Below are 24306 nucleotides of genomic sequence, written 5' to 3'. Positions count from 1 at the left end.
CCAAAATGGATTGCACACCTCTCCCAAAACAGCGGTATTTTGAAGTCTTTTTGCTATTGGCACCTGAGCCTATATCTGCAAAAGCACAATCCTAATGTCCCTGACATACCAAACAAGCTGATTAAGCCGCCTCAAAGGAATGGTCTAACAAAACAACGCAAGGATTTCTGGGACCTGGTAATTCATCACAATGGCCCGGTCAATTGCATTTATACGCAAAAAAAATTGACCATTGGTGACTATGCCGTGGAGCACTTTGTACCTTATGCGTTTGTGTCTCACGATCTGTTGTGGAACCTCATCCCTGCTGATAAAAGTTTCAATAGCAGCAAATGCGACAAGCTGCCGTCTATGGCACATCATTTTGATCTGTACTTTGATATGCAGGTGCTTGGGCTAAAGACGGTAATCAGCAATGGGCACAATAAGAATACGGAAAAGCTACTGCAGGATTAACTGACGTTTATTCCGGACTTGACTGATTTTGGCAAGTTGGATGTTTCTGTGCTAAAGACTAAGTTTAAAGATAATATTCAGCCTTTGATTACCATTGCCAGTAATAATGGGTTTGAGTTTATGACAGGTTAGACGCAATGCTTTTCTGCATTGTATACAAAGTACTCTTTCTTTACCCGATTTCTCTAAGTCATTATTACTATCTTAGTTAATCGATGGCTATAGGAAATTGAAATAAGATGTAATGAATCGAGTGATAATCTTTTTTTTCTTGGTATTTGGTTTTTTTCATGCTAATGCACAGTTTGTGGAAGATGATGATGGACCAATTACAAAAAAGAAATTCCTGGCACAACTTGATCGCATAAAGGTCGCATATATGCCACCCAAGGGCTATGAGTTGATATATGATTCTCACAACGCCCGACTGGGATCAATAATTCTGACTGGGTCGCGTCATCAGCTGAAAGCCCTAAAAGACAGTGTGCTTATTTATTTTGCTTTGTTTCAGATTGACACAACCAAAGCATTATCAGAAAGACTAAAAAAGTTTGGTATGTTTAACGATCTCAATCAGAACTATCTTAAAGTTGCTGGCCGTGATACAGTAAATAATCCTATAGTGTATGACTCCAGGGATGTTTCTCGAAATAAATATGGTGCTGACCGCTCTGGCACCTATGACTTGACTTTGCCTGGACCGTACAAGGATCAATACTGGTTATGTAAAACTTTATTCATTCATAAAGAAAGCCGGGCAGATATTTGGCTGTACTTTTTTTATAATCCTGGTAGTGCTAGGAAATTGAATAAGCATATTGTCAGAATATCGAAAACCATTAAATTTTTAGACTAGGAGAATGCGATGGTCTCACGATCTGCTATGCAACCTCATCCCTGAGACTCTGGTCAGCGATGCGCACAATAAGAATACGGAAAAGCTGCTGCAGGATTACCTGACGTTTGTTCCGGATTTGGGGGATATTGGTAACTTGGATATTCAGGTGTTAAAGGCTAAGTTTAAAGATAATATACAGCCTTTAACTACTATTGCGAGTAATAATGGGTTTGAGTTTCTTTAGCGACCTTCGTACGACCCTTTCCGTCATCTCGACGAAGGAGAGATCTTTTGTTCTAACCATCGAGCGCTTTCATATTTTTGCAGTAATTATAATATCGGAAATAAATCCAAATAATTTACAAATAATACAAAATATTTCAATTTTTTGATCAATAATTTCTTTTTGATTATTAAACAGCTTTTATATATGTTTGCTGTCACTTAAAGGCGTCCAAAAATTAATGGCATATTTTTTATTTATCGATGAGAGTGGTCAGGATCATCACGATTCCCCCTATGAAGTACTTGCTGGTGTAAGCATTAAAGATGAAGATCTATGGAATCTAATTAAGTCAATTCATGATTTAGAGATATCTTGTTTCGGAAAAAAATATCGGGATGATAAGAATGAGATTAAAGCCAGAAAGTTCCTTAAAAAGAAGACTTTTCGATTAGCTAGTCAGATGCCTCCTATTCCAGTAATTGATAGAACAGAAAATGCAAGAAAGGCCCTTGGTCCAAGTTTGCCCGTAACTAAATTGGGTTTAACTGCACTTGCACAAGCAAAATTAGATTACGCGAAACAGATTTTTGAACTTTGTATACGGTTTAGATGCAAAGTTTTTGCATCTATAATTGCAGACCCGGGAACAATTCCTGATGACAATAATATGCTTCGAAAGGATTATGTATATTTATTTGAAAGGTTTTATTACTTTTTAGAGGACAAGAAAGATCAAATGCAAGGTATTGTTGTTTTTGATGAACTGGACAAATCTGCAAGTCATTTGGTTTTAAGCCAAATGGACAGATACTTTAAATCGACACTTAAAGGGAGAACCCGATCTGCACTTATTATTCCAGAACCCTTTTTTGTTCATAGTGATTTGACAACAGGAATTCAGATTGTAGATTTCATTGCTTATATATTGTCCTGGAATTTCAGAGCCGGAAAGCTTGATAAGGCGTGTCGAGAAGAATTAAATACGTACCTGGATTTGTTAAAGTCTATGAGGTACATCACGTCAAGGCAAATAGGCGACGTCCAAAATCATACTATATGGAGTATTGTTATAGTATAAAAAAAGAAAAGGCAATGCTATCGCTAGCAAAGCCTCCGATACAAATGTAAGAATATTCCAACTAAAATAAACATTCACTCACTTTTTATTTTCTATGCACCATTAGTCAGCACGCTTAAAGCAAGCAACAATACATCAACACATCGCTTGCTGCGTTACTTTGACGGAGAGGTGCCCTATCGCTTCCTTAGCCCATGGTTCCCTGCCGCTAAAGGAGACAAGAAACAGATTTACAGTTTCTCCCAGTCATTTCTAAACGATTCGCTTTATTTCATAACGTTAATTTGATTAAATATAGAAATTTCGTCTGCATTCAATAGCCATGCTGGTGAATTTGCCTGCACAAAACACATTTGCTATCTTGCTGTAAATCAAAATGTATTGGTATGCTGCCTATGAGAAAAATGCTATTCCTGGCTTGCGCTGTAGCCTTTTTATGTCCTCTGTTTTGTTTATCCCAATATACCCAACGTGAGGCCCGGGCGATAGCGAGGTTTGAAAATGAACTGAAAGCCAGTGTAGCGGATGATGGAATAGACGGAAGCATATCGGCTGCAATTGTAAAAAATGACAAAGTGATATGGGCAAAGGCGTTTGGCTATGCAAATCGTGATACGAAAAAACTGGCAGATACTGGCACGATTTATCGCATGGGCTCCATTACCAAAACCTTTACTTCCACCCTGTTGATGATGCTAGTTGAAGATAAAACGGTTCTTCTGGATGATCCCGCTGAAAAATACGTGCCTGAAGTTGCCAGAATAATTGGATACGGCGAGGATACAAAATTTACGCTCAGGCAGTTGGCTTCGCACACATCGGGACTATACCGGTACGCTGCTCATGAGAGTGTAGCTGTGGGGGGTGAAAATGTGTGGCAACGTTTACTACTGGCCGACTTGCCTACTGCATCTTTTGCCTCAAGACCGGGCAAGCAATGGTTGTATTCTGATTTAGGCCATGCTATATTACAGCTGGCTTTGCAACGCGCTGCCCACATTTCTTATGTGACAATGGTTAAAGAACGGATTATATATCCGCTGCATATGACGCACACTTTCATTTCGATTGATCCAAATAGGGAGAATCTGGCACAGGGGCTGGACAATAGAAATGGCACTGCAGACGCCGGACTGCCGCGACGTATGCATGTAGGCCGGGGGCCCGCAGCGGCCAACGGCAGCCTGTATTCAACTCCAGCAGATCTGGCCAAGTTTTTTAGTACATTCATGGTACAACCGGGTTTGCTCAGCAAAGCCAGCATTCGTAAGATGCAACAAATCCCCAGAGGTGGCAAAGATTATGGTTTGGGTATGTTCGTAATCCCGGGTTCTGATGTAATTGGGCATGATGGATGGGTGCCAGGCTATACAGCACAGTTTTCAATAGAATTGGATAAGAAATATGGGGTAATAATAATGCGGAATTATAATGCTAGTGGCGTTAATTTGTCCGAGACGGCTGGTAGGTTGTGGGAGGGGATTTGAATATTGATTCTCTACCTACCTAACTTTTATCCCGGAGCGGGCAGAGTTCAATACTTACAAAATGAACAGTTTTGGCCATAAGTGTATGCTGTTGAGCACTTGTACCTTACGCATTGCAGGCCAAAAAGGTGTCATCTCACAATTTCTTCTCATCCGGTACATACTCAAAAGGCAACTGATCACCTATTCTCCTTTCTCCCCAATACCCTTTAATGAGAAAACTGCGGTAATCTACTATGCTTCCTTTTGCGTCAATGGTGGCTTTCTTCAGATATAATTCCATAATTGAGCCTGTTTTCGCGTTAAAAGCTTTAGTAATACGTTCTTCGTCGTTTAGCGTGTCGGCTGGTGATTGATCTTTCTGAAAATCATAAAACACGTATAAAGGTTCGGAAAATTCCATCTCAAGGAAATTGCTGTCAATGGGTTTAGCAATGTTTTGTACACTCAGTTGCCTGGTATCAATCTGCTGTGTTTCTTGCTTCGCGTTTTTTATGGCATAGAAATAAAAACCTTCCCTGGCTGCAGTATTGGCATATAAAGACCTTAAGTAATGCATCAATGATCCGTAGTAGGCCTCCCTCCTGTTTTTTTTCCAAATGTTCATCTCGTCTGCTGTACCCTTTAGGTCTTCAAAAATGCATTCACCGGTATAGCTCGATATTAATGTTGAACGGTTAAATTTAAAATCCCTGAGCAAATATTTAATCCGGTACCCCAGGTTTCTATTTTCTATTTCCAGGAAATCCCTTGTTTTAGCAGTCACGTACATCGTTTGTTCTGAAAATCTTATTATTTTTGGGTTAACGATGTAGCATGATTTGCCATTTTCGGTATCGCCCAGAAAGCTTTTCAAAAATAGTTGGATATACTTGTTCCGGCTTTTACTATTGGTGATCACGACCTCTTTTAGTGAATTCTCAGCAACTTCCATTGTAAGATTTACTGTTGCCGATTTATCCTTTATAATTACATTCTTTCTCGAAGCTTTATACCCGACAAAATGAGCAGTAAGTTCGTAGGTTCCTGGTGATAATTTTCCCAATATGAACTCCCCTTTGCCGTTTGTATAGGTTTTCTTTTCGGAACCGTCCAGAAAAATTGTTGCTGCAGGTAACGTCTCCCCGCTGGCATCCTTCACGATGCCGCTGATGGAATAAATTTCCTGCGCTTCAGAACAAAAAAAAGAGAGTAAGAAAATAACGGCTAAAACAACTTTTGGATACATTTGAGAGTGCTTTACTGTGGATTAAGGTTAATTACTAATCTAAAATAAAAATTTTATTTTTAATAGCTTTGTTGTTATTTTCAAATTGTAATTAAATTATATCTTAGCAATCGATAAAACTAAATTAAGTAATAACTCGCTCTCAAATGAAAGTCGCTTATCTCGTCCTTGCCCACAAAGAATTCGATCTGCTCGCGAGACTAATAAAGTCTTTAGACCATCCTGACATTGATATCTTTATTCACGTCGACAAAAAGGCAGATATTGATCTGGATGAATTCAATGATAAATTGAGAAATAATAATGTTTACTTTTTAGACAGGCGTATTGAAGTCCACTGGGGAGGATTTAGTATTCTGTATGCCCAGATGATGCTGTTGAGTGCTTCTATAACACTAAACAAATACGATTACATAAGCTTCATAAGCGGACAGGACTATCCAATCAAAACAAATGAATACATATTAGAATACCTGGCAAGCCACAATGGAAAAGAATTCTTTGAATTTTCTAAACTTCCAAACCCAGAATGGATGGGTAATGGTGGCAAGCACCGGTATGAGTATTATTGGCTTGTCGACGAATTGGGTTACGACAAGAGCGCCGTATTTTATCGTCAACAGTTATCAGACGGTTGCAAAGTCAGAAATATCCCCGGTGATCTGATTCCTTATGGTGGCTCTAACTGGTTTACTATAACGAAGTCCTGTGCAAACTATCTTTATTCGTTTATTAAGGATAATCCGTATTTTGTTCATTTTTTTAAAATGGTTGTACATCCGGAAGAGATTTTCTTCCATACAATAATTTTAAATTCAGTATTCGGGGCGAACTGCACCAATAATAATCTACGGTTTATAGACTGGAAATCGCCGGGCCCAAAGCCGAAACTGCTAACCGAGGAAGATTTAAATAGATTTATGTTTTCTGAATACCACTTTGCCAGAAAATTTGATTTATCAGTTGATTCAACTGTAATTGACTTGATAGAAACTGGCCTCGTCGCCCAAAAACAACTGTAAAAAATATTTGCATTTTTCGATTTACTTTTTTAATTTAGGATTAACGCTTGAGCTCTTAACTCTCTCTCTCAGTCTGGAATTATTCTCAAGAACTATTTTTTTTCTGTATTAAAGCAATTGTGTTTTTGTTGTACTAAAAATTAGTCAATGGAGAATAATAATTTAGTCGTTAAAAGTCTGTGGATAGATAACAGAATAGGTCCGTTGCAGGAGTTATGTATGAAATCTTACCCTGCTATGGGACACATTTTCCATCTTTACACCTATCAAAAAATTCATAACCTTCCTCCCCATATTGTAGTAAAGGATGCAAATGACATTGTCCATAAAGATCTAATATTTAAAGACACCAGAAATTCTTATGCTACTTTTTCAGACTTGTTCAGGATTGTACTTTTGCACAAGGCTGGTGGATGGTGGGTGGACTGCGATACGGTTTGTTTAAAAAAACTGGATTTTAAAGAATCTTTTGTTTTTGCGACAGAAAGGGACGGGAGTGGCAGACCAATAGTCTGCAACGCTGTTATTAAAATGCCTAAAGAATCCGCATTCGGCAAGAAATTACTGGATTTGATCCTTGCAACGCTAAGATCAAAGAATGCCGCTGATATCTGTTGGACTGAAATTGGCGCGATGCATATGGATACAGTGATCAGAAGAATGAAACTCCATTCGTTCATGCAGCCTCCTGAAGCGTTTTGTCCTGTTGACTTTCAAAATTTTGAACAATTTTTAACTGTTGACTCTGCGGATATTGTTAAGCACTCTTATATCGTACACCTTTGGCAGAAGATGTGGGAAGCCAATGGTACTGACCCGAAAATGCAGGGCGACAATGGCTCTTTTATAGAAAATATAAGACAATCACCCCCTATATAACAAAATTATGCTCCAGCTTTATCTCATTGATTATTTTAATCAAACCAATAGTGGCTTGACCACTTACGTTTCTCAGTTATCGGACTATATTTCAAAAAAGAAAGAAATACAGTTGAATTTTCTTTTTGTCAAGGCTACAGATTATAAGGAAATACAAAAGGTAACAGATCAGGGTATCAACAAATACTTTGTCCCTCACGATCTTGGTATTTGGCTAAATCATAAGCTGGATGATCAGCTCGCCGACTATTTAATGCAGGAGACCAACGGAAAGGATAAGGTGCTGTTTCATTTCAACTGGATAAATCATGCGCCTTTTGCACAGCAATTAAAGAAAAAAATAAATTGTAAAACCATTTTAACCAAGCATTGCATTCCATGGCGTGATTCTATTACGACTGGTTATCCCTTGTTCCGTACGCTGAACCGACAGTTGCTTTCTTCTGCACGGCCTCTGTATCTGGACCTTGCCCTGGTGCGGGAGTGGGTAACTTATCATTCTGTTGACCATATTTTATGTGTAACAGAGATGGCACAGAATTCATTAAGACTTCTTTTTGGATTTCCGGCGGAGAGAACCAGTGTAATCCGGAACGGATTAGGGCTTAGAAAGTTTAAAGTACAGGATAAGAGAGTATTGAAAAAAAAATATGGCTTTAATCAGAACGAGCATATTATTTTTTTCGCAGGCAATGTGAATGAAAGAAAAGGCGTTTTCGACTTGGTTAAGGCGTTTGACAAGGTGCTGGAAAGTATTAGCAATGTACGTCTGGTTATCGCTGGTGATGGGGACCACAGGGGTATCTTTAAAAATACCAAAAGAAACTGGGCGAAACTGACGGTGACGGGTATGCTTGATAAAAAAACATTATATGACTTCTATCAAATGGCGGATGTAGGCGTTGTGCCTTCTTACATCGAACAGTGCAGTTATACAACCATAGAGATGATGCACCATGGATTGCCTATTATCGTTGCGGATGTGGATGGTCTGGCTGAGTTGGTACCGGAGGAGTATGGCTTCAGGACGCCTTTGACATTGGGCAACGAAAATGCTTTTGTATCGCCGGACGACCTTGCAAAAAATCTGCTATTTGTACTGAAAAATAAAGATGTCGCTCAGAAAAGGGCGTCTATGGCCAAAGAATATGCTGCTCAATATTTGACAGCTCAAAAGATGGCCAATGAAACTGTCAGGATTTACGAAAAGCTGATGGCTGATACTGATAAACCTGTGGTGTTGACAAGAAAAACGTCATCTGGTCCGCTCGTAAGTATCATTCTGCCCTGCTATAATGGTGAGAAGTACCTCAAAGAATGTATTGACAGCATCCTGAATCAGACCTATTCAAACTTTGAATTAATTATAATCGATGACGGTTCGACAGACAAGACGCTTCGCTTATTAAAGCGATATAAGGATAAGCGGATGGTCATTCTCCGTAATGAAACGAAACTTGGCATTGTTGCTGGTCTCAACCTAGCGGTAAAATATGCCAAAGGTAAATTCATCGCCCGGATAGATATTGATGACATGATGCGGGAGGATAGGCTTTGGAAGCAAGTTGAATTTTTAGAGAGAGATGAGAATCAATCTGTGGCTCTTGTAGGAAGCCATCATTATGTGATTGATCATTCAGGTAATATAATTGGCATAAACCAGTATCCCGTGACTGTCGAAGAAATCCGAAATGCAATACTGTTTAAAAACCCCTTCTCTCATCCGGCTGTGATGATGCGTGCCAATGTAGTGAAACAGATTCGGTACTCTAATAAGTACCCGCATGCTGAGGATTATCATTTGTGGTTCAAAATTCTTAAGAAACATAAGGCTTTCAATATACCTGAATGTCTGACCTATTATCGGCTGCATGGAAAGAATGTGTCCAATGAAAATGCAAAATCGCAAAGGGACAGTGCTGCCGACCTGATTTATACAGAACTCGAAAATCTCGAAATTGAACATTCTGTTGATGAACTGGCTACTCACATTGCGATAGGTCAGGGATTAAAGGCTAAATTTTTCAATACTGCTGAAAAGCACGTTTCTCTGGAGAAATGGCTGGATAAAGTGCTAAGATCCCAACAAAGTAAATACGCATATTCTGATATTTTCATGTATGAAATGAAGGATCATATAAAGCGCTTTTATTGTGGTATTTACTAGTCCCTAACCTGTTTTAATATATCATCCATGAATTTATATAGCTTCCCTGTAGATAGACAGTTAGATATGATGGACTGTGGTCCTGCCTGCCTGAAAATGATATCTAAACACTATGGTAAGTATTATTCCCTGCAATATTTGAGGGATTTATGCGGGAATACCCGTGAAGGTGTTTCCCTCGCTGGTATTTCTTATGGAGCAGAGGCCATAGGTCTTCGGACACTGGCTGCCTACTGCAGCATAAAGGACATTGTAATGAAAGTTCCTTTTCCCATTATTGTTCATTGGGACAACAGCCATTTCGTTGTGTTGTATGATGTCAAGGAAAAACGTGGTGAGAATCTTAAGTTTTACATCGCTGATCCGGCCAAAGGCCATGTGACCTACAACCGCAAGGAATTTGAGGATAAATGGTTTAAAAAGGACCAAAATATGGACTCCGGGGTTTTGCTGATCATGGAGCCCCAGGCTGACTTCAAACAGCGACAGGAGGGTGAAAGGGCAGAGAGGAGAAAGCAGCTGGAAAATCTCGTCGGGTATTTCCTGCCTTATAAAAAGAGCTTCCTTTATCTGGGTATTGTGATGCTTTTGATTACCGGGATGCAGGCAATGCTCCCTTTTATTTCAAAAGCGGTTATTGATGTTGGGATTCAAACTCAGGATGTCGATTTTATTAACATTGTTCTAATTGCTAACCTGGCCCTGATTGTAAGTCTTACTTTGAGTGCGGCGGTACGTGACTGGATCCTCCAGCACCTTTCGTCACGAATCAATATTGCCCTCATCTCCGATTATTTAATAAAGCTAATGAAGCTCCCTGTAACTTTCTTCGAAAACAAGATGTTGGGCGATATTTTACAGCGGGCTAATGACCATGAACGCATTCGCAGTTTCATTATGAATAATTCGCTGAACCTGATCTTTTCTTCTTTGACCTTTTTAATATTCGCGATAGTATTACTCACCTTTAACTTGACAATCTTTATCCTCTTCATTGCGGGAAGCCTGCTATACATTTTTTGGGTAATGGGCTTTCTTAGGTTTCGTAAGAAACTGGATTGGGAGTATTTTGAATTGACTGCAAAAAATCAAAGTTACTGGGTAGAGACCATTAGCGGTATCCAAGACATTAAAATTAACAATTACGAGCAGGCCAAACGTTGGAAATGGGAAGGCATTCAAGCAAGGCTTTTCAAAATTAATTTGCGTATGCTCAGCATCAATAATGTCCAAAACCTTGGCGCAAGCTTTATTGACAGTGTAAAAAATCTACTTATCACTTTTTTTTGTGCTAAGGCTGTTATTCAGGGTGAGATCACTTTTGGTGTTATGATTTCTACGCAATTTATCATCGGTGTGCTTAATGGACCAGTACAGCAATTAATTTCTTTTATGGTGACCTTTCAGTTCGCGCAGATCAGTTTCATGCGTTTAAATGAGATTCAAGTTCTAAAGGATGAGGACGAAGATTCTGGCAATAATGATATGACCCTGGCGGTAAATAATGACATTATCATTAATAATATGTCTTTTCGTTACACCCAGGTATCCCCTATTATATTGAAGAATATCAACCTTATCATTCCTCAGGGTAAGGTTACTGCTATAGTTGGGGATAGCGGCAGTGGTAAGTCGACGTTACTAAAATTACTTCTCCGTTTGTATAAACCAAGCTTTGGGGAAATGTTGGTTGGTGGTCTGAACATCAATAACATAAGTTTACGACAATGGCGTGCCAAATGTGGTGCGGTAATGCAGGACGGCAAGATCTTCAATGATACGATATTGAATAATATTATTCTTGATGATGAAAAACTTGATAATGAGAAATTACGAAAAGCTGTGACGGCCGCCAATATCGCTCATGAAATAGAGCAATTACCAATGGGATACCAAACAAAAATGGGCGAAGATGGACGCGGACTGAGTGGCGGACAGAAACAGCGCGTATTAATTGCAAGAGCTTTATACAAAAACCCTGACATCCTCTTTTTTGATGAAGCCACAAATTCACTGGATACCATCAACGAACAGAAAATCACGCAGGCACTTGATCAGATCTTCCATGGTAAGACAGTAATCGTTGTTGCTCACAGATTAAGTACAATCAGAAAAGCTGACCAGATAGTGGTTATGAAGGATGGGTACATTGTTGAAGTGGGTGATCATGATAGCCTTATACAACGGAGAGGCAGATATAGCCAACTTGTAGAAAGTCAATCTGAAATTAAATTCTTACCGAACTAAGCTATGGAAAATGTACAAAAATTAAGCGATATTGTTACTTCCAGGCGCACGGAGGAAGTAACTGACATCATAGAACGGATGCCTAATAGCTTCGCTAAAATGATCACGCTGGTGGTTTGTTTTATTGTCGGGTTACTCCTATTGTTTGGCTTTATTGTCAAGTATCCGGATATCGTCATGGGTGATGCCACAATTTCTGCTGAGCAGGCTCCGGTCCAGCTTGTCAATGAACAGAATGGTGTTCTGAAGATTAATCGTATCAAGTCACAGGATAATGTTAATTCGGGAAAGCTGCTGGCATGGATTGACAATCCGGCGCATCCGGAAGTTGTGGCCCGGATAAAAGGTCTGATTGCCAATATTTCTTCGCCTACTTCTGATGTAAGGACTATCTATAATCATTTGCCTAAAAACCTGAATCTTGGTGATCTCACCATTCCTTATGCTTCTTTTCTTTCAAGCACCAAGCAACTGGCCGATTATCAGGATCACCATTCTTTTGAGAGACAGGAGAAATCTTTGTCTAACATATTAGCTGAACAGGAATTTGCGCTTAAAACCCTAAAGGAAAAAGAAGGCTTAAGTTACCAAAACCTCAAGCTGTCTAATAAATTCCTTGAAAGAGATTCCATCTTGCTTGCGCGTAAAGTGATGAGTCAGGCTGAGTTTGAAAGGTCTTTGGCCAGTAGAATTTACGCGGAGGATCAGGTGAAATCTTCATTGAGAAATACAGCCGGTATTCGTGAACAGATCACCAACACTGAACATACGATAGAACAGAACCGTATCGCTAAATCAGAGAAAGAGCTCCAGCTGAATCTGGAAGTATTGACTTCGTTTAACAACCTGATTGATAAGATTAATGTTTGGGAAAAACAGTATCTGATTAAAACGCCTATTTCAGGAAAGGTTCAGTTTTTAAAGTTCTGGAGCGACAATCAGTTTGTACGTGCAGGCGAGCCGATTTTTTCAATTGTTCCGAGTGAAAACAAGGTGTTCGGAAAAATTATTTTGCCTGTACGGGGCGCGGGAAAAGTTAAACGTGGTCAGGAAGTGATTATCAGACTTGCCGACTTTCCATACATGGAATATGGGTATATAAAGGGGGTAGTCTATAATGTTGCCCTGGTTTCCAGTCCAATTGAAATGGGAGATGGTAAAATGGTGGATTCTTATCTGGTCACTGTGACTTTTCCTAAAGGTATGACAACAAATTATGGTACCGCACTGGACTTTAAATCTGAATCACGAGGGACGGCTGAAATAATTACCAAAGACCGGCGATTGATCGAACGATTTTTTGATAATATGAAATATATAGGGAATTCTAAATAAATAAGAATTATATAATTAACCAATTTCTATTTAAAAACAAATTTTATGAAAAGAAAACTAAAACTTGCTTTTGATCAGCTGGAAAAGGAATTAGCTGTCATCCCGCAAACAGAACTTTCCTTTATCTTGGGCGGAAACGGGAGCGGCAGCTCGGGATCAAGTGGTTTAACCTGGAACTCTTCCGTTGATGAGGTCGTGGATTACCTGCAGGATCAAGGATTTCCGATGAGTCAGGATTCGAGTGGTAATTATTATTTCAGCGGAACATCTGGTGCGATTATGCTGGATGAGGTCGTTATTGTTGGACAGGCTCCAAGCAGTAGCGGTTCCAGCGGCAGCAGTGGTTTTAACTATAGTGGCTATTTTTCTAGTGGTAATAGTATACTGGATTATTATACTGCCTATTTTGCTGCGCATGGTTACTCTTTTACTCCTACTGGTGGCGGAAATTATGTTTACACGCCACCGCCACCGCCGCCACCTGCAAGCAATGACGATCCGTGGAAAAAAGACGCTAGTGGAAAGATAATCAAAACCCCAACCGGTAGAACATTACCGGATAACATTCTTCCAGACGTGACGATTAATGGAGAAAAAATGACTTTTCGGGAGGTTACGATCAAAACGGCAGATGGTGATGAAATAACCGCATATGAAGTTACAGAAGTGAGGGACAGCAATGGTAATTTAATAACAATTGAAGACCGTCATAAATCCAACTGCACAGGATTTGCTTTTGCAAATGGCGAAGTTTGGATATTTGATAGCGATCTGCCCGGCGACGAGACAACAGCGTTTAATGACGTATTAACCAGTACCGATTCAAACAGCCCATATAGCATTGTTCCGAAGGAGCAGGCCGACTATGCAATAATTTGGGATACACCCGTAGGAGGCGGACCTAGTTCCATTGTACATTCCGGCATCATCAATTCAGACGGGTCATATACTTCGAAAAATAACAATGCAGGAGTTGTAAAACAAACAGAAGAACAATTTCATGGTAGGCATATCCAAGGACCAAATTCTAATTATGTAACGAATATCGTATATTATAAACGAAATTAATAAAACTTGTTTATCACCCGACGTTTCCTGTTATTTCATACAGGAAACGTCTTTCAATATTCAGTAAAGACATCTAAAGTATGGCTATGAAAAAGATCTTTTTTATTATCATTCTTATATTAATCTCTTACCTTCATCTACAAGCGCAAACTACTTCAAGAGCAGGTTTTGATGTGAGCATTTACAATCCTTCAGCCAATCAGTTTTTTGACCGGTATCGTAACATTAGTCACATTGTTATTTTTTATGATAAAGGGGATGTAGAAACTATAGAGATATTTTTTCGGGGTCAACCAGAGCCTTTTTTTGCTGAGCGGTATACGTTGACGTTTGACGGTGATGTTTATCTCTTTAACAAAAAATACAAGCAGTTCCCGCTACCGAACGCTACGACGGCGAAATTGACCAATTTTCAAGGGATAAAAAAAATGACGGACGTTAATGTTAATTATGACTTGACAACAATCATCCGGCGAGATTCGCTTGTGCATCATTTCAATTTTTATACCTATGAAGGGAATACTGAACCTTTCCGTGGCGCTTTAGGAAATTATCCTGTTTTTAAAGGTGACATTTTAAAGTTGACAGAAAAACTTGAGCGTGAATTTAAACAATGGAAGTCTATTGCGGTAACTGATTCTATTATCATTTTAACCGGATTAGTGGAGAAAAATGGCACTATTGGAAAATTAAAACTAATTGAGGGCAAGTCTTCTGTTTATTCGAACAAAGTTTTGGAGTTTATGAGCCGCGAAGCTACTTCGTGGTTACCAAAAGTTGATGGCGGTGGTAAGAGAGTGTGGCCTGTCAGAATATCGGTGCGGGTTAATAAAGATGGATCTGTAAAGATTTCGATGTTGTAGAGGGACTGATCACAAGTAAAAGTTAAAGATATTTTCATGTCAATAAGCTATTTTATCTATTTTAGATTTTACTGCTATCGCCGATAATGGAAATAATATAGCTATGAATAACGAAGAAATCTCTATAGAGCAGGCTGCTCAGCTACAGAATATTCAAAAATGACTAAGAGTGAACAGGATATGTACGATCAGGATTTAAAACGCAAGTGGGATAATGACCTGGCTGCTGCTTCTAGCAGGGAGAAGGGAAAGGCTGAGGGAAAAATTGAAGGGAAATTAGAAAGCTCCAGACAGGTTGCTTTTAAAATGAAAGCAGATGGCATGTCTGCTGAGTTAATTGCAAAATATACTGATCTCTCTATTGAAGAGATAGATAAGCTTTAGGTCATATCTGATGTGTGCTTTTTGTCTCAAGATATTTAGAAATACTGAAGGCGTTCTGCTGAGGAAATTATGATAAAACCAGTTACCAGAGATTTCGTTTTTAAGAATTTTGATTCTATTACTTCGGAGATCATAGACTATTACGTCTTGAATTTACACTAGTCTACTAAATTCTTTCGGACCATTGCAGTCCGCCTGGTAATTCCTGACTGCAAAATTCCAGATGTATTACCCTTCTTTTGTTGTTATTTGTCGTTCTGCTCGAACTATGCAGCAATAAAGGTTTCATAATCATAATGCCTCCTCTGGGAACCGAACAGGTAAATTCAGTTTCGTTCTCCCAGTCAATTGCTTCTGGACGATAAATCTGCTTAAGCTGTGAGCCTGGTATAACTTTCAACGCTCCATTATTTTCATCGGTATCGTCAAGATGGATTCTGACGGTAAAACTCTTTTCCAGAATGTGTAACGGCGGCTGCACGGCAAATTGGTCTTGCTTTACTGTCCATTTTGTAAATCCTTCGAGTTCTATTTTCTTGTCAACGGAGATCGTCAGGTCCTGATGGTACGAAACGAACCAGTTGGATTGCTCTGGCTTATCAAAATAAATCGATTTGACGACAAAATAGTCCTCTGCGAATAGTCCGGCCAGCAGGTTTTTAAATGTGTCATTAAAAATCAGCGGATAAATATCTGGCACTTCTTTTAAAAACTGCCTGATTGCAAACAGGTCGGCAGATCTTCTAAAGGTTTCACTGGAACTATTGGCATTTTCTATCTTTTCGCAAAAAAGCAAAATCTGTTCCTCAGAAAATACATCTCCAATGACTGTAAATCCGTTTTTGGAGATCTGATCTTGATATAGGTTCATTCGCAACAAAGATGGCGATTTATTTCAACAGTGAATACCTGGGCAGAAGTAAGAAGTCAGCCGCCTGCAATATCGACTCCTTACTGAAAACACCTGTAGTATTGCCAGATTCCGGATACGTTATTACAGATATCGAATTTGTTGCTAAATACCGAGGAGAAGCCCGGGAGATTGAAGGTAGTCTTAGAGATCGTTTCTTGCAAATTCAGAAACAACATCCTCAACTTAAGTGGGAAGCTACAAATGCCACTGCGGCTTTTAGCTTTGGTGATACAACGGTGTTTCTTCCGCTAGCCGGCGGCCACAATGACAAACTCAGTTTTCTCGTAGATTCATGGGGAGATAAATTCACACCTAAAGTAAGGGTAAAAGCAAGAATGATTGCAAGTAAATATTTAAGGTATGGTGTAAAACGTGATTTTTTGGTCAAAGAAATTGAAGTAATAAGAGAGAATTGATATGGTGCGTATTTCAGGGAATGTATCCAGTTGTATTTTCTTGTTAAAACAGAGATCGTCAAGTCCTGATGGCAGGAAACAAACCTCTGGAATAATCTAGCACTTCTTTTAGTATGGAAATCTTTTAGTTATCTACTCCATACCGAAATATTCTGGATTTATAGACCTTATCAAGGGGGTTTTCGGTATAGTAACAAATCAGCTGTTTATCGTTCAGAAAAATGCCATGGCCAGGAAGCCTGGTCAGGGATTTTATTTTTTTAAATGTATTGACGTCATATAAATCTCCAAGGCTCAAGGCAAGGTTTCCTGATGGGGATACCGCTGTGATCAGCGCTTCGGAACTTCCGTCATAGAATTCACCGATAAAGTTCAGGTCTCTGTCATAGACTTGTTCATTTACAAATAAACGTTGCTTTGAACTGTTAAAAATAAGTTTTCCGAAGGCCGAATGCACGTAAAAGCTGACTGGCAGTTCAAAAATATCAGAAGTGGTAGTGATTTTGCTAAAGTTCCCTCCGTTAAGCGCCTCAACATGATATATTGTGTTGGTGGCCGGATCTATATCAAAATCTCCAACGTTGAAAGGTTGATCTTTCATTTTCTCTTTATAAGGCAGATCTATATTGTTTGCCAGATCTACTATCCCGAAATGTCTGGTGCCGCTTGTAGGAGGTGTAACATAGTAGTACAAACGATTATTGCTTCCGGCTTCCAGATGGTACACGCCAAGGGACTTGGTCTCAATGGTACCCGCGGATGTCAGCGTCTCCAGCTCAATCTTTTGGATAGTTGTACTTTCATCAGCTAAATACATATACTTTCCATCTAAACTAATGGTCATGTCTGTGCAGCTGATGTGCTTAAGTAATCGAGCTTCAATTTTTAAATCTTTTGTATTGACCACGATTATGCCATTTCCACCTCCAAGAGGGTAAGACCGTGGACCTTCCGCTACAAGTGCATATATCCGGTCTCTGAACGGGTCTTTAACCAGGCTGCGGATGGGGTAATCCATTTCAATAAAGGTTCCTGCCACGAGGGACCGTTCATTGCCTTTAAGGGTTCCATTTGTTCTGCTTAGAACTACTGTATACTTATACGCATCACCCGGCCATACGGTGTCGTCAGTGAAAGTTGTGGTGGCTTGGTTTGTTATAGTGATGGTGTCTACAGGCCGGTTTTGCCTATGTCTTACAATCTTGTAAGCTTTGAAGTTGGCTTTCTCATATTTTTTCCATCGGAGAATAACGGTATGGTCTGTCTTTTCAGGCTTCAAAAGTCCTACCCCTTTTTGTATGGTGAAAGATGACTTTTTTACTGAATCCAGTTCGTTTTTGATTTCTACAGTGATGATATGTTCATCGACAGACAAGGTTGTGTCTGACAGTTTCAAATCTTTGACGCCTTTGACTTCTTTTATTATCCCATCTATATTGCTTCGCCAGGTAATCGTGAGTTTTGAGAAGTCTTGTATGGTATCACCCTGTAATACAATCTCAAAGTTAATGGTATCTCCCTGAGCAAAATTCGCTTTTTGAGGCTGGGAAAACGTCATTTTTACGTTTTCCAGAGGGGTGGCTTTTATGGGTTCTTCTACGGGCTTATCTTTTTTACATCCATTGAGTAAACAGGTGCTAAAAGTTAGAAGGAAAATTAGATATAGTGGATCGAGTATCTTATTTGAAAACACGTTAATTTAATTTAATAGTGCAATTTAATACTAATTCTCAAAATATGATGATTCTATTTCATCAACTAGAGCAGGGATAAGCTTAGAGCAAGGTTAAGAGATAACATTCAGTCTTTGGTTGCTATGGCGAGTAATAATGGGTTTGAGTTTCTTTAGTACCCCTTGTCATCTCGAGGTATGTGGGATTTCTAACTTAACCGGATAATCACCGACTAATTGAATACCTGTTGTTTACACTTGCGGCATAATTTGAAAATGTAGTTCTATGCCTTTAAAACACAGCCGGTACATCAATCCTCTGCTTGATTTCAGTTTTAAAAAGATTTTTGGTTCAGATCCTAATAAAGATTTGCTGATAGATTTTCTCAATGAAATCTTCAAAGGCAGCAGAATATTCAAAAATGACTAAGAGTGAACAGGATATGTACGACCAGGATTTAAAACGCAAGTGGGATAATGACCTGGCTGCTGCTTCTAGCAGGGAGAAGGGAAAGGCTGAGGGGAAAGCTGAAGGAAAAATTGAAGGAAAAATTGAAGGGAAATTAGAGGGGAAATTAGAGGGGAAATTAGAAGTCGCTTCAAAAATGAAAATGAAAGGTGTAGATCCTGAGTTAATCGCTGAATGTACAAATCTCTCTATTGAAGAGATAGAGAGGCTTTAGATATTACTGTACTGAGTTTCTTTTTTGCCAGTATTAAAAACCGCACAACTTGGCAGCTTAACACCTGAGGAAATGAACGAGTAACGTACCGGTTAACCAAATTACAAAGTACCTCAAGCTTTCTATCGGGGAGATTGGGGCACTTAGATAGACATCACACTTATTAATTTACTGTGTTGAAGATTGTTAATATTTAAAATAGCTGGTAATTGGCCTTTATTTTTGGTCAATGTCGGTACTTATCAAAAAGTCGGTCTTGCTACAAGTGGCTTCGGTCCTTATGCTGTTGCTCGTCACAAATTCATCAAATGCTCAGGTTATTGCCAAAAGGGATACTGCCGTACAGGATACGGGGCTGAGGGTGTCGGTGAAACTTAAACAAGTAAATATTATGGGTTTTCGTAATACCAGATTGGATAGCTTATCCAACAGGATTCAGTTCGCAAATGTTTTTAACCACAAAGCCCCGGGCCTGACTGATCTGTTCAGCCAGAAGGTGAGTTATAACAATAGGTACAGTGCGTTTCAAAGTTCTACTTCTTCTCTTGTGGGAATCAATTTGTTGTCGCTGCCGGGTTTACTGGGGAAGAAAAAGAATCCTGTGGAGCGGCTTAAGCGCAATCTGCTGAAGGAGGAAGAAACTGCGTTTGTTGACAGGGTATTTTCGAAGTCACTGATCAGTTCTGTTACGCATCTTCAGGGCGATTCTTTACAGCTGTTCCAGACACGTTACCGACCCGGTTTTGCAACAGCAAAACAAACAACCGCATACGACATGATGCTGTACATTAAAAAGTGTTTGAAGGACTTTAAGGGCCATTAATTGACCTCTGATCATTGCCTAAGCTAATTGAAATTGCTTCTGGATGGAGCGATGTGATTCAGTTGTCCTGAGTTCATTTACTTCAGTGACGTCAAGGAACAAGCTAGCTTTTTAGGGTTTCGATATTGTAAGCAGGCTTCTCAGGTTGAAGTTTTTTTTATTGACCGGTTGACATCTTTAATTATTATCTATATTTGTGTCAGCAAAACCATATAAGTCTTGAGTCATGTAATCGCTTGTCCATAAATCTTTTATGATCTTTCCCATCTCAGGGAAGGAAGCGGTATTTTAATTTTATTAAATTCTTGAAAACATGACTATATCACAAAAATACGGTCGTACCTATCATTATCCGTTTTCGCCTGGAACAACAAGCGACGACCGCATAGCACACGACTACTGGGACCACATAGAGGGTACCCCTAATCTTATACATACAGAAAAACTTGATGGTGAAAACAACTGCCTTTCAAAATATGGTGTTTTCGCGCGTTCCCATGCTGCGCCTGCTACTTCTCCCTGGACAGAAAGTCTGCGGCGTTTCTGGCAATTGGTGAGGCACGATCTGGGCGATCTGGAAATCTTTGGGGAGAATTTGTACGCCATTCATTCCATTGAATACAAAAAGTTGGAACATCATTTTTATGTGTTCGGCATACGGTTGCATGAGCATTGGCTCGGTTGGGAAGAGACCCGGTTTTATGCGAACCTGTTGGATTTGCCTACTGTTCCGGTACTTGGGACAGAACAAATGCCTGATGACAGAAAACTGTTTGAGGATAAAATGCTGATGTTGGTAAACGGCAGGGGAACATTTGAGCCTTATGATGTATCGGAAGGGAAAGCAACCACCATAGAGGGGATTGTTACCCGCAACGCAAATGGATATCCCGTAGCCGATTTTGCGAAAAATTTATTTAAATATGTACGAAAGGGGCACGTTAAAACCGATGTACATTGGATCAGGAACTGGAAGCGTGCCCAATTAACAAATGAAGGAGGTAAACATGTGGACCTTTAGCGAAAATAAAGAGTGGACTTATCTTGAAGATCGGTTTGATTGGGTAAGGAGAATGAGCGATGTCCCTCAGGACGCACGTCATCATGCAGAAGGTAATGTGGCTATACACACGCAAATGGTGTTGAAAGCTTTGCAGGATGAGCAGGGTTATAAGGCACTCTCTGTTGAGGAGCAGGAGATCTTATGGGTTACAGCCTTGCTTCACGATGTGGAGAAATATAGCACTACGGTTTTGGAGGCAGACGGCAGCATCACTGCAAACGGGCATGCCCGGAAAGGTGCTCAGTTTGCCAGGCATTTGCTGTATGTAAATGACCTTGCTCCTTTTACCATAAGGGAAGAGATTGCCGCCCTGGTACGCCATCATGGTTTGCCGATTTGGTTGTTTGAAAAACCCGATCCTTTGAAGTTTCTGGTAAAGGCCAGTATGGAGGTAAATACGCAGTGGCTGGCTTTGCTGGCGCGTGCTGATATGCTGGGGCGGGTATGCGATGATCAGGATGATATGCTCTACCGGATAGATTGCTTTGAAGCTTTTTGTCAGGAAAATAATTGCTGGGGTGTGCCTTATAGGTTTAGTTCTGATAAGGCAAAGATACACTATATGCAGCATGACGACGCCTATATTGACTACATACCGTTTGAAAATCCTGGTTTTGAAGTAGTTCTGATGAGTGGGCTGCCTGGTGCTGGCAAAGATACTTTTATCAAAAAGTATTACTCCGATTGGCCGGTAATTTCTCTGGACGCCATCAGAATTGAAAAAGGTGTCTCTCCTACCGATAAGACTGGAAATGGTCAGGTTATTCAGGAGGCAAAAGAACTTGCAAGGGTCCATCTACGGAAGAGTAAGTCTTTTGTTTGGAACGCTACCAACATCACTAGTCAAATGCGTATGCAGCTGATTGAATTGTTTTCTGTTTACAAAGCCAGGGTGCGTATTGTGTATGTCGAGGTGCCTTTCAAGGATTTACATGTGCAGAATAAAACCCGTGATGATGTTGTTCCTTCTGCTGTTGTGGACAGACTCGCCCGAAAGCTTGAGGTCCCGGCACAATGGGAAGCACATGAAGTGAGTTATTATCCGGGATAGGTCTATGCAAGCGCCTCATCATAATTGAGGCGCTTTTTTACTCAGAACGGATTTATAGTTTTCAGAAAGGGGTTTGAGTTTTTATGATAAGCCAAATATGAATAATAAGAGGTAAGAACTTATTTTGATGGCGTCGCCAATAAGTCCTTGGCTGTTCAGTTTCGTTCTTCCAGTGAATATGCAAAGAGCATTCGTATCTTAGGCATTGTTGTTGGCTTCATGATTCCTGTTAAGATCCCATGATTTGATTTACTGCTATCGCCAACAACGAAACAATATAGCTATGAATAACGAAGAAATCTCTATAGAGCAGGCTGCTCAGCTACTCGATAAACAAGGTGGTCTGTTTACAGAAATATTTAAACATGGGTCACTTGTGGTTGAATTTTATAAGCCGGATAAGGTTGATCTTCAGCAACCGCATGATAGAGATGAAATCTATGTAATCGCCTCCGGTTCTGGCACATTCTCTAAGGAAGGAGCCCGCCGGGAGTTCAAATCCGGAGATTTTATATTTGTATCAGCGGGTGTCGAACATCGCTTTGAAGACTTTACGGATGATTTTGCCACGTGGGTATTTTTTTATGGGCCTGTTGGAGGTGAGAATTTTCTCCTCATTTGAAGAAAACGATTTTTGAGACCTGCGAAGCAAGCTTCATCTCCATTGAAAAAAAGCAAAGCTTGATGAAAACTTATATAACATAGTAGAATATTCAAAAATGACTAAGAATGAACAGGATATGCTATTGAAGAAATAAAGAGGCTTCAAGATATTTAGAAATACTGAAGGCGTTCTGCTGAGGAAATTATGATAAAACCAGTTACCAGAGATTACATTTTTAAGAATTTTGATTCTATTACTTCAGAGATAATAGAAATTCAAACTGCAATGTTTGATGATGATCCTGCTTATTTCTCAAAAGATGACGATGGGCAGTGGTACTATGATATGCATGACGCAATTGCTCTTGAAGCCAAAAAAATCAAAAAGCATTATAGCGTCGTTTCCTTCAATCATACAGAGATTACCACATTTACTGATGAGCTTTCTAGAAAGATGGTTGACCTGCTGAATCAATTGAATGTTGAAGAGGTAATTATGATTGGCCACGTTAAGCTTAAGTTTGTCGGTAACCCCGATAATAAATATAAGCCATTCCAGAAAGCAATTAAGGGTTTTGCAGAGCTAATAGGCGATATAACGTATGATCAGGCGCTCATTGTAGATATCAATAGCTTACCTAAGCTGATTGAAATTGCTTTCTGGATGGAACGATGTGATTCCAGTTGCCCTGAGTTCATTTACTTCGCTGACGTCAAGGAGCGTTTGGCTTTTAATATATGTAAATCTGGAGGCATTCATATTATTGAGTTTGACTGCGACATTGTCACTCATGATGTTATTGACGGGCTGGGCATGTACTTTGTCAAGGGTCATTGCGAGGAGAAGTTTTCTGCAAGTAGCAAAATTGAAGGTAGGATGTCGAAAAGAGGTTAAATACTTATCCCCGATCAGAAACAGGCAAAGAGGGTTAATTATAAACATCAATTTTCACTGAAACATGAAAAACACGGAATATCGGAGCCAGATTCAATGTCGGGCGTTATTTTCAGTTATTACTATCGCTGGTTTAAAGGCGATAAAGATGTGCACAAAGACTTTGAGGCAAATTACCGATAGAGAAATCTTTAACAAGAAATTGAAGTAATAAGATATCTCCTCTTGCTCTAATCACTAGCGTGGGTTTAGCTAACAACAACAATCAGGTTTTCTGTCGATAAAAGTTACCCTTTGTCGACCGAATTTGCATTTTCTATGCGGCCTGTGAAACTTTGCAGCAAAACATAAAGACATGAACGAAATTATAAACGAGACGGCGCTCTCTTCGTACCGTGATTATAACGGCGGATATTTTAAAACCCTGATCCCGCCGACAGCTACCGGCGGTGCGCTGGCTTTAATGGAAATGGTATTGCCAAAAGGCTCAGAGCCTCCATTGCATGTGCATGCCAATGAAGACGAGACATTTTACTTATTGGAAGGAGAAATGGAGTTTGTTATTGGAGGCTCCAGGACTAAACTGAAAGCCGAAGGATCAATCTTCGCCGAACGCGGAGTTCCTCACTTGTTCAGAATTTTGAGCGCGGAAGCAAGGTTCCTGACTGTAATCACCCCGGGAAAGTTTTGGGAATTTTTTCAGGAATTCAGCACACCAACCATTGGCGAACCGGTAATCGTTCCCCCACAGGGGCCACCACCACCTGAAGCACTACAGCGACTGATCGAGCGGATGACAAATGTCTATCAAATTAGCCTCATTGTCCCCGGGCGATGAGCAAGCCTAAAGCGTCTTTTATTTCAAAAACACCACCCAGTTCAGCCGGTATAACAAACACCCCCTCAATA

At 39.8% G+C, this 24306-nt stretch carries 24 protein-coding genes and 1 pseudogene; 22 read left to right on the top strand and 3 right to left on the bottom strand.

Features of this window, described 5'->3' with window-relative positions; genetic code table 11:
- Window positions 1-39 precede the first annotated feature (39 nt).
- The 5 genes from QEP08_RS06290 to QEP08_RS06270 all read left to right on the top strand — a co-directional run bounded on the left by QEP08_RS06290 (window position 40) and on the right by QEP08_RS06270 (window position 4085).
- The gene (locus QEP08_RS06290) at window positions 40-456 is read left to right on the top strand and encodes an HNH endonuclease domain-containing protein (RefSeq protein ID WP_285056633.1); all 417 of its coding nucleotides are present in this window, start codon (window positions 40-42) and stop codon (window positions 454-456) included.
- 244 nt (window positions 457-700) lie between these two features.
- A complete protein-coding gene (locus QEP08_RS06285) occupies window positions 701-1312 on the top strand; it encodes a hypothetical protein (protein ID WP_285056632.1) in 612 nt (203 codons plus the stop codon).
- A gap of 4 nt (window positions 1313-1316) precedes the next feature.
- Window positions 1317-1538: a hypothetical protein gene (locus QEP08_RS06280; protein WP_285056631.1), complete on the top strand. Its 222-nt coding sequence runs from the start codon at window positions 1317-1319 to the stop codon at window positions 1536-1538.
- 220 nt (window positions 1539-1758) lie between these two features.
- Entirely contained in the window at window positions 1759-2598 is an 840-nt protein-coding gene (locus QEP08_RS06275) for a DUF3800 domain-containing protein (protein WP_285056630.1), read from the top strand.
- Between the two features lie 386 nt (window positions 2599-2984).
- Window positions 2985-4085, top strand: a complete 1101-nt coding sequence (locus QEP08_RS06270) for a serine hydrolase domain-containing protein (protein WP_285056629.1) — start codon at window positions 2985-2987, stop codon at window positions 4083-4085.
- Window positions 4086-4221: 136 nt separating this feature from the next.
- Here the strand turns inward: QEP08_RS06270 and QEP08_RS06265 are convergent, their stop codons facing one another.
- Entirely contained in the window at window positions 4222-5313 is a 1092-nt protein-coding gene (locus QEP08_RS06265) for a carboxypeptidase-like regulatory domain-containing protein (RefSeq protein WP_285056628.1), read from the bottom strand.
- A gap of 146 nt (window positions 5314-5459) precedes the next feature.
- On the opposite strand from QEP08_RS06265, the gene QEP08_RS06260 reads away from it, so the two are divergent.
- The 8 genes from QEP08_RS06260 to QEP08_RS06225 all read left to right on the top strand — a co-directional run bounded on the left by QEP08_RS06260 (window position 5460) and on the right by QEP08_RS06225 (window position 15278).
- Window positions 5460-6335: a beta-1,6-N-acetylglucosaminyltransferase gene (locus tag QEP08_RS06260; RefSeq protein ID WP_285056627.1), complete on the top strand. Its 876-nt coding sequence runs from the start codon at window positions 5460-5462 to the stop codon at window positions 6333-6335.
- Between the two features lie 147 nt (window positions 6336-6482).
- Window positions 6483-7214, top strand: a complete 732-nt coding sequence (locus QEP08_RS06255) for a capsular polysaccharide synthesis protein (RefSeq protein ID WP_285056626.1) — start codon at window positions 6483-6485, stop codon at window positions 7212-7214.
- 7 nt (window positions 7215-7221) lie between these two features.
- A complete protein-coding gene (locus tag QEP08_RS06250; RefSeq protein WP_285056625.1) occupies window positions 7222-9381 on the top strand; it encodes a glycosyltransferase in 2160 nt (719 codons plus the stop codon).
- Between the two features lie 27 nt (window positions 9382-9408).
- Complete coding sequence (locus QEP08_RS06245) at window positions 9409-11628, top strand: peptidase domain-containing ABC transporter (protein ID WP_285056624.1); 2220 nt, start codon at window positions 9409-9411, stop codon at window positions 11626-11628.
- A 3-nt stretch (window positions 11629-11631) separates the two neighbouring features.
- Window positions 11632-12963 (top strand): HlyD family secretion protein, encoded by a 1332-nt coding sequence (locus QEP08_RS06240; RefSeq protein ID WP_285056623.1) that lies wholly within the window; start codon window positions 11632-11634, stop codon window positions 12961-12963.
- A 45-nt stretch (window positions 12964-13008) separates the two neighbouring features.
- A complete protein-coding gene (locus QEP08_RS06235; protein ID WP_285056622.1) occupies window positions 13009-14031 on the top strand; it encodes a hypothetical protein in 1023 nt (340 codons plus the stop codon).
- 86 nt (window positions 14032-14117) lie between these two features.
- A complete protein-coding gene (locus QEP08_RS06230; protein ID WP_285056621.1) occupies window positions 14118-14894 on the top strand; it encodes a hypothetical protein in 777 nt (258 codons plus the stop codon).
- Between the two features lie 159 nt (window positions 14895-15053).
- Window positions 15054-15278 carry a hypothetical protein gene (locus QEP08_RS06225; protein ID WP_285056620.1) on the top strand — a complete coding sequence of 75 codons (225 nt, stop codon included), beginning with the start codon at window positions 15054-15056 and terminating at the stop codon, window positions 15276-15278.
- A 166-nt stretch (window positions 15279-15444) separates the two neighbouring features.
- On the opposite strand, the gene QEP08_RS06220 is transcribed toward QEP08_RS06225, so the two are convergent.
- Window positions 15445-16149, bottom strand: a complete 705-nt coding sequence (locus QEP08_RS06220) for a phytanoyl-CoA dioxygenase family protein (RefSeq protein WP_285056619.1) — start codon at window positions 16147-16149, stop codon at window positions 15445-15447.
- Between the two features lie 11 nt (window positions 16150-16160).
- Here QEP08_RS06220 and QEP08_RS06215 point away from each other — a divergent pair, with 11 nt between their 5' ends.
- Window positions 16161-16607: a hypothetical protein gene (locus tag QEP08_RS06215; RefSeq protein ID WP_285056618.1), complete on the top strand. Its 447-nt coding sequence runs from the start codon at window positions 16161-16163 to the stop codon at window positions 16605-16607.
- Between the two features lie 124 nt (window positions 16608-16731).
- Here QEP08_RS06215 and QEP08_RS06210 read toward each other — a convergent pair whose 3' ends face one another.
- The gene (locus QEP08_RS06210) at window positions 16732-18165 is read right to left on the bottom strand and encodes a YncE family protein (protein WP_285056617.1); all 1434 of its coding nucleotides are present in this window, start codon (window positions 18163-18165) and stop codon (window positions 16732-16734) included.
- 400 nt (window positions 18166-18565) lie between these two features.
- Between QEP08_RS06210 and QEP08_RS20905 the strand changes: the two are divergent.
- The 8 genes and pseudogenes from QEP08_RS20905 to QEP08_RS06175 form a co-directional block, all read left to right on the top strand.
- A pseudogene (locus QEP08_RS20905) lies at window positions 18566-18691 on the top strand (PD-(D/E)XK nuclease family transposase); the annotation flags it as partial.
- The gene (locus QEP08_RS06205) at window positions 18669-18962 is read left to right on the top strand and encodes a hypothetical protein (RefSeq protein ID WP_285056616.1); all 294 of its coding nucleotides are present in this window, start codon (window positions 18669-18671) and stop codon (window positions 18960-18962) included. The pseudogene QEP08_RS20905 and the gene QEP08_RS06205, both read left to right, overlap by 23 nt.
- A gap of 229 nt (window positions 18963-19191) precedes the next feature.
- A complete protein-coding gene (locus QEP08_RS06200) occupies window positions 19192-19785 on the top strand; it encodes a hypothetical protein (protein ID WP_285056615.1) in 594 nt (197 codons plus the stop codon).
- A 313-nt stretch (window positions 19786-20098) separates the two neighbouring features.
- Window positions 20099-20806, top strand: coding sequence for an RNA ligase family protein (locus QEP08_RS06195; RefSeq protein ID WP_285056614.1), 708 nt, complete (start codon window positions 20099-20101; stop codon window positions 20804-20806).
- The gene (locus QEP08_RS06190; RefSeq protein ID WP_285056613.1) at window positions 20778-21899 is read left to right on the top strand and encodes an AAA family ATPase; all 1122 of its coding nucleotides are present in this window, start codon (window positions 20778-20780) and stop codon (window positions 21897-21899) included. The genes QEP08_RS06195 and QEP08_RS06190 overlap by 29 nt, the downstream gene beginning before the upstream one ends.
- 283 nt (window positions 21900-22182) lie before the next feature.
- Entirely contained in the window at window positions 22183-22521 is a 339-nt protein-coding gene (locus QEP08_RS06185) for a cupin domain-containing protein (protein WP_285056612.1), read from the top strand.
- 186 nt (window positions 22522-22707) lie between these two features.
- Window positions 22708-23397, top strand: a complete 690-nt coding sequence (locus tag QEP08_RS06180; protein ID WP_285056611.1) for a hypothetical protein — start codon at window positions 22708-22710, stop codon at window positions 23395-23397.
- Between the two features lie 355 nt (window positions 23398-23752).
- Window positions 23753-24235, top strand: coding sequence for a cupin domain-containing protein (locus QEP08_RS06175; protein ID WP_285056610.1), 483 nt, complete (start codon window positions 23753-23755; stop codon window positions 24233-24235).
- Window positions 24236-24306 lie beyond the last annotated feature (71 nt).

Origin of the sequence: Pedobacter ginsengisoli, assembly GCF_030244015.1 — a bacterium.
In the GTDB taxonomy this organism is placed as follows: domain Bacteria; phylum Bacteroidota; class Bacteroidia; order Sphingobacteriales; family Sphingobacteriaceae; genus Pedobacter; species Pedobacter ginsengisoli.
This window is presented reverse-complemented; position numbering and strand designations above follow the sequence as displayed.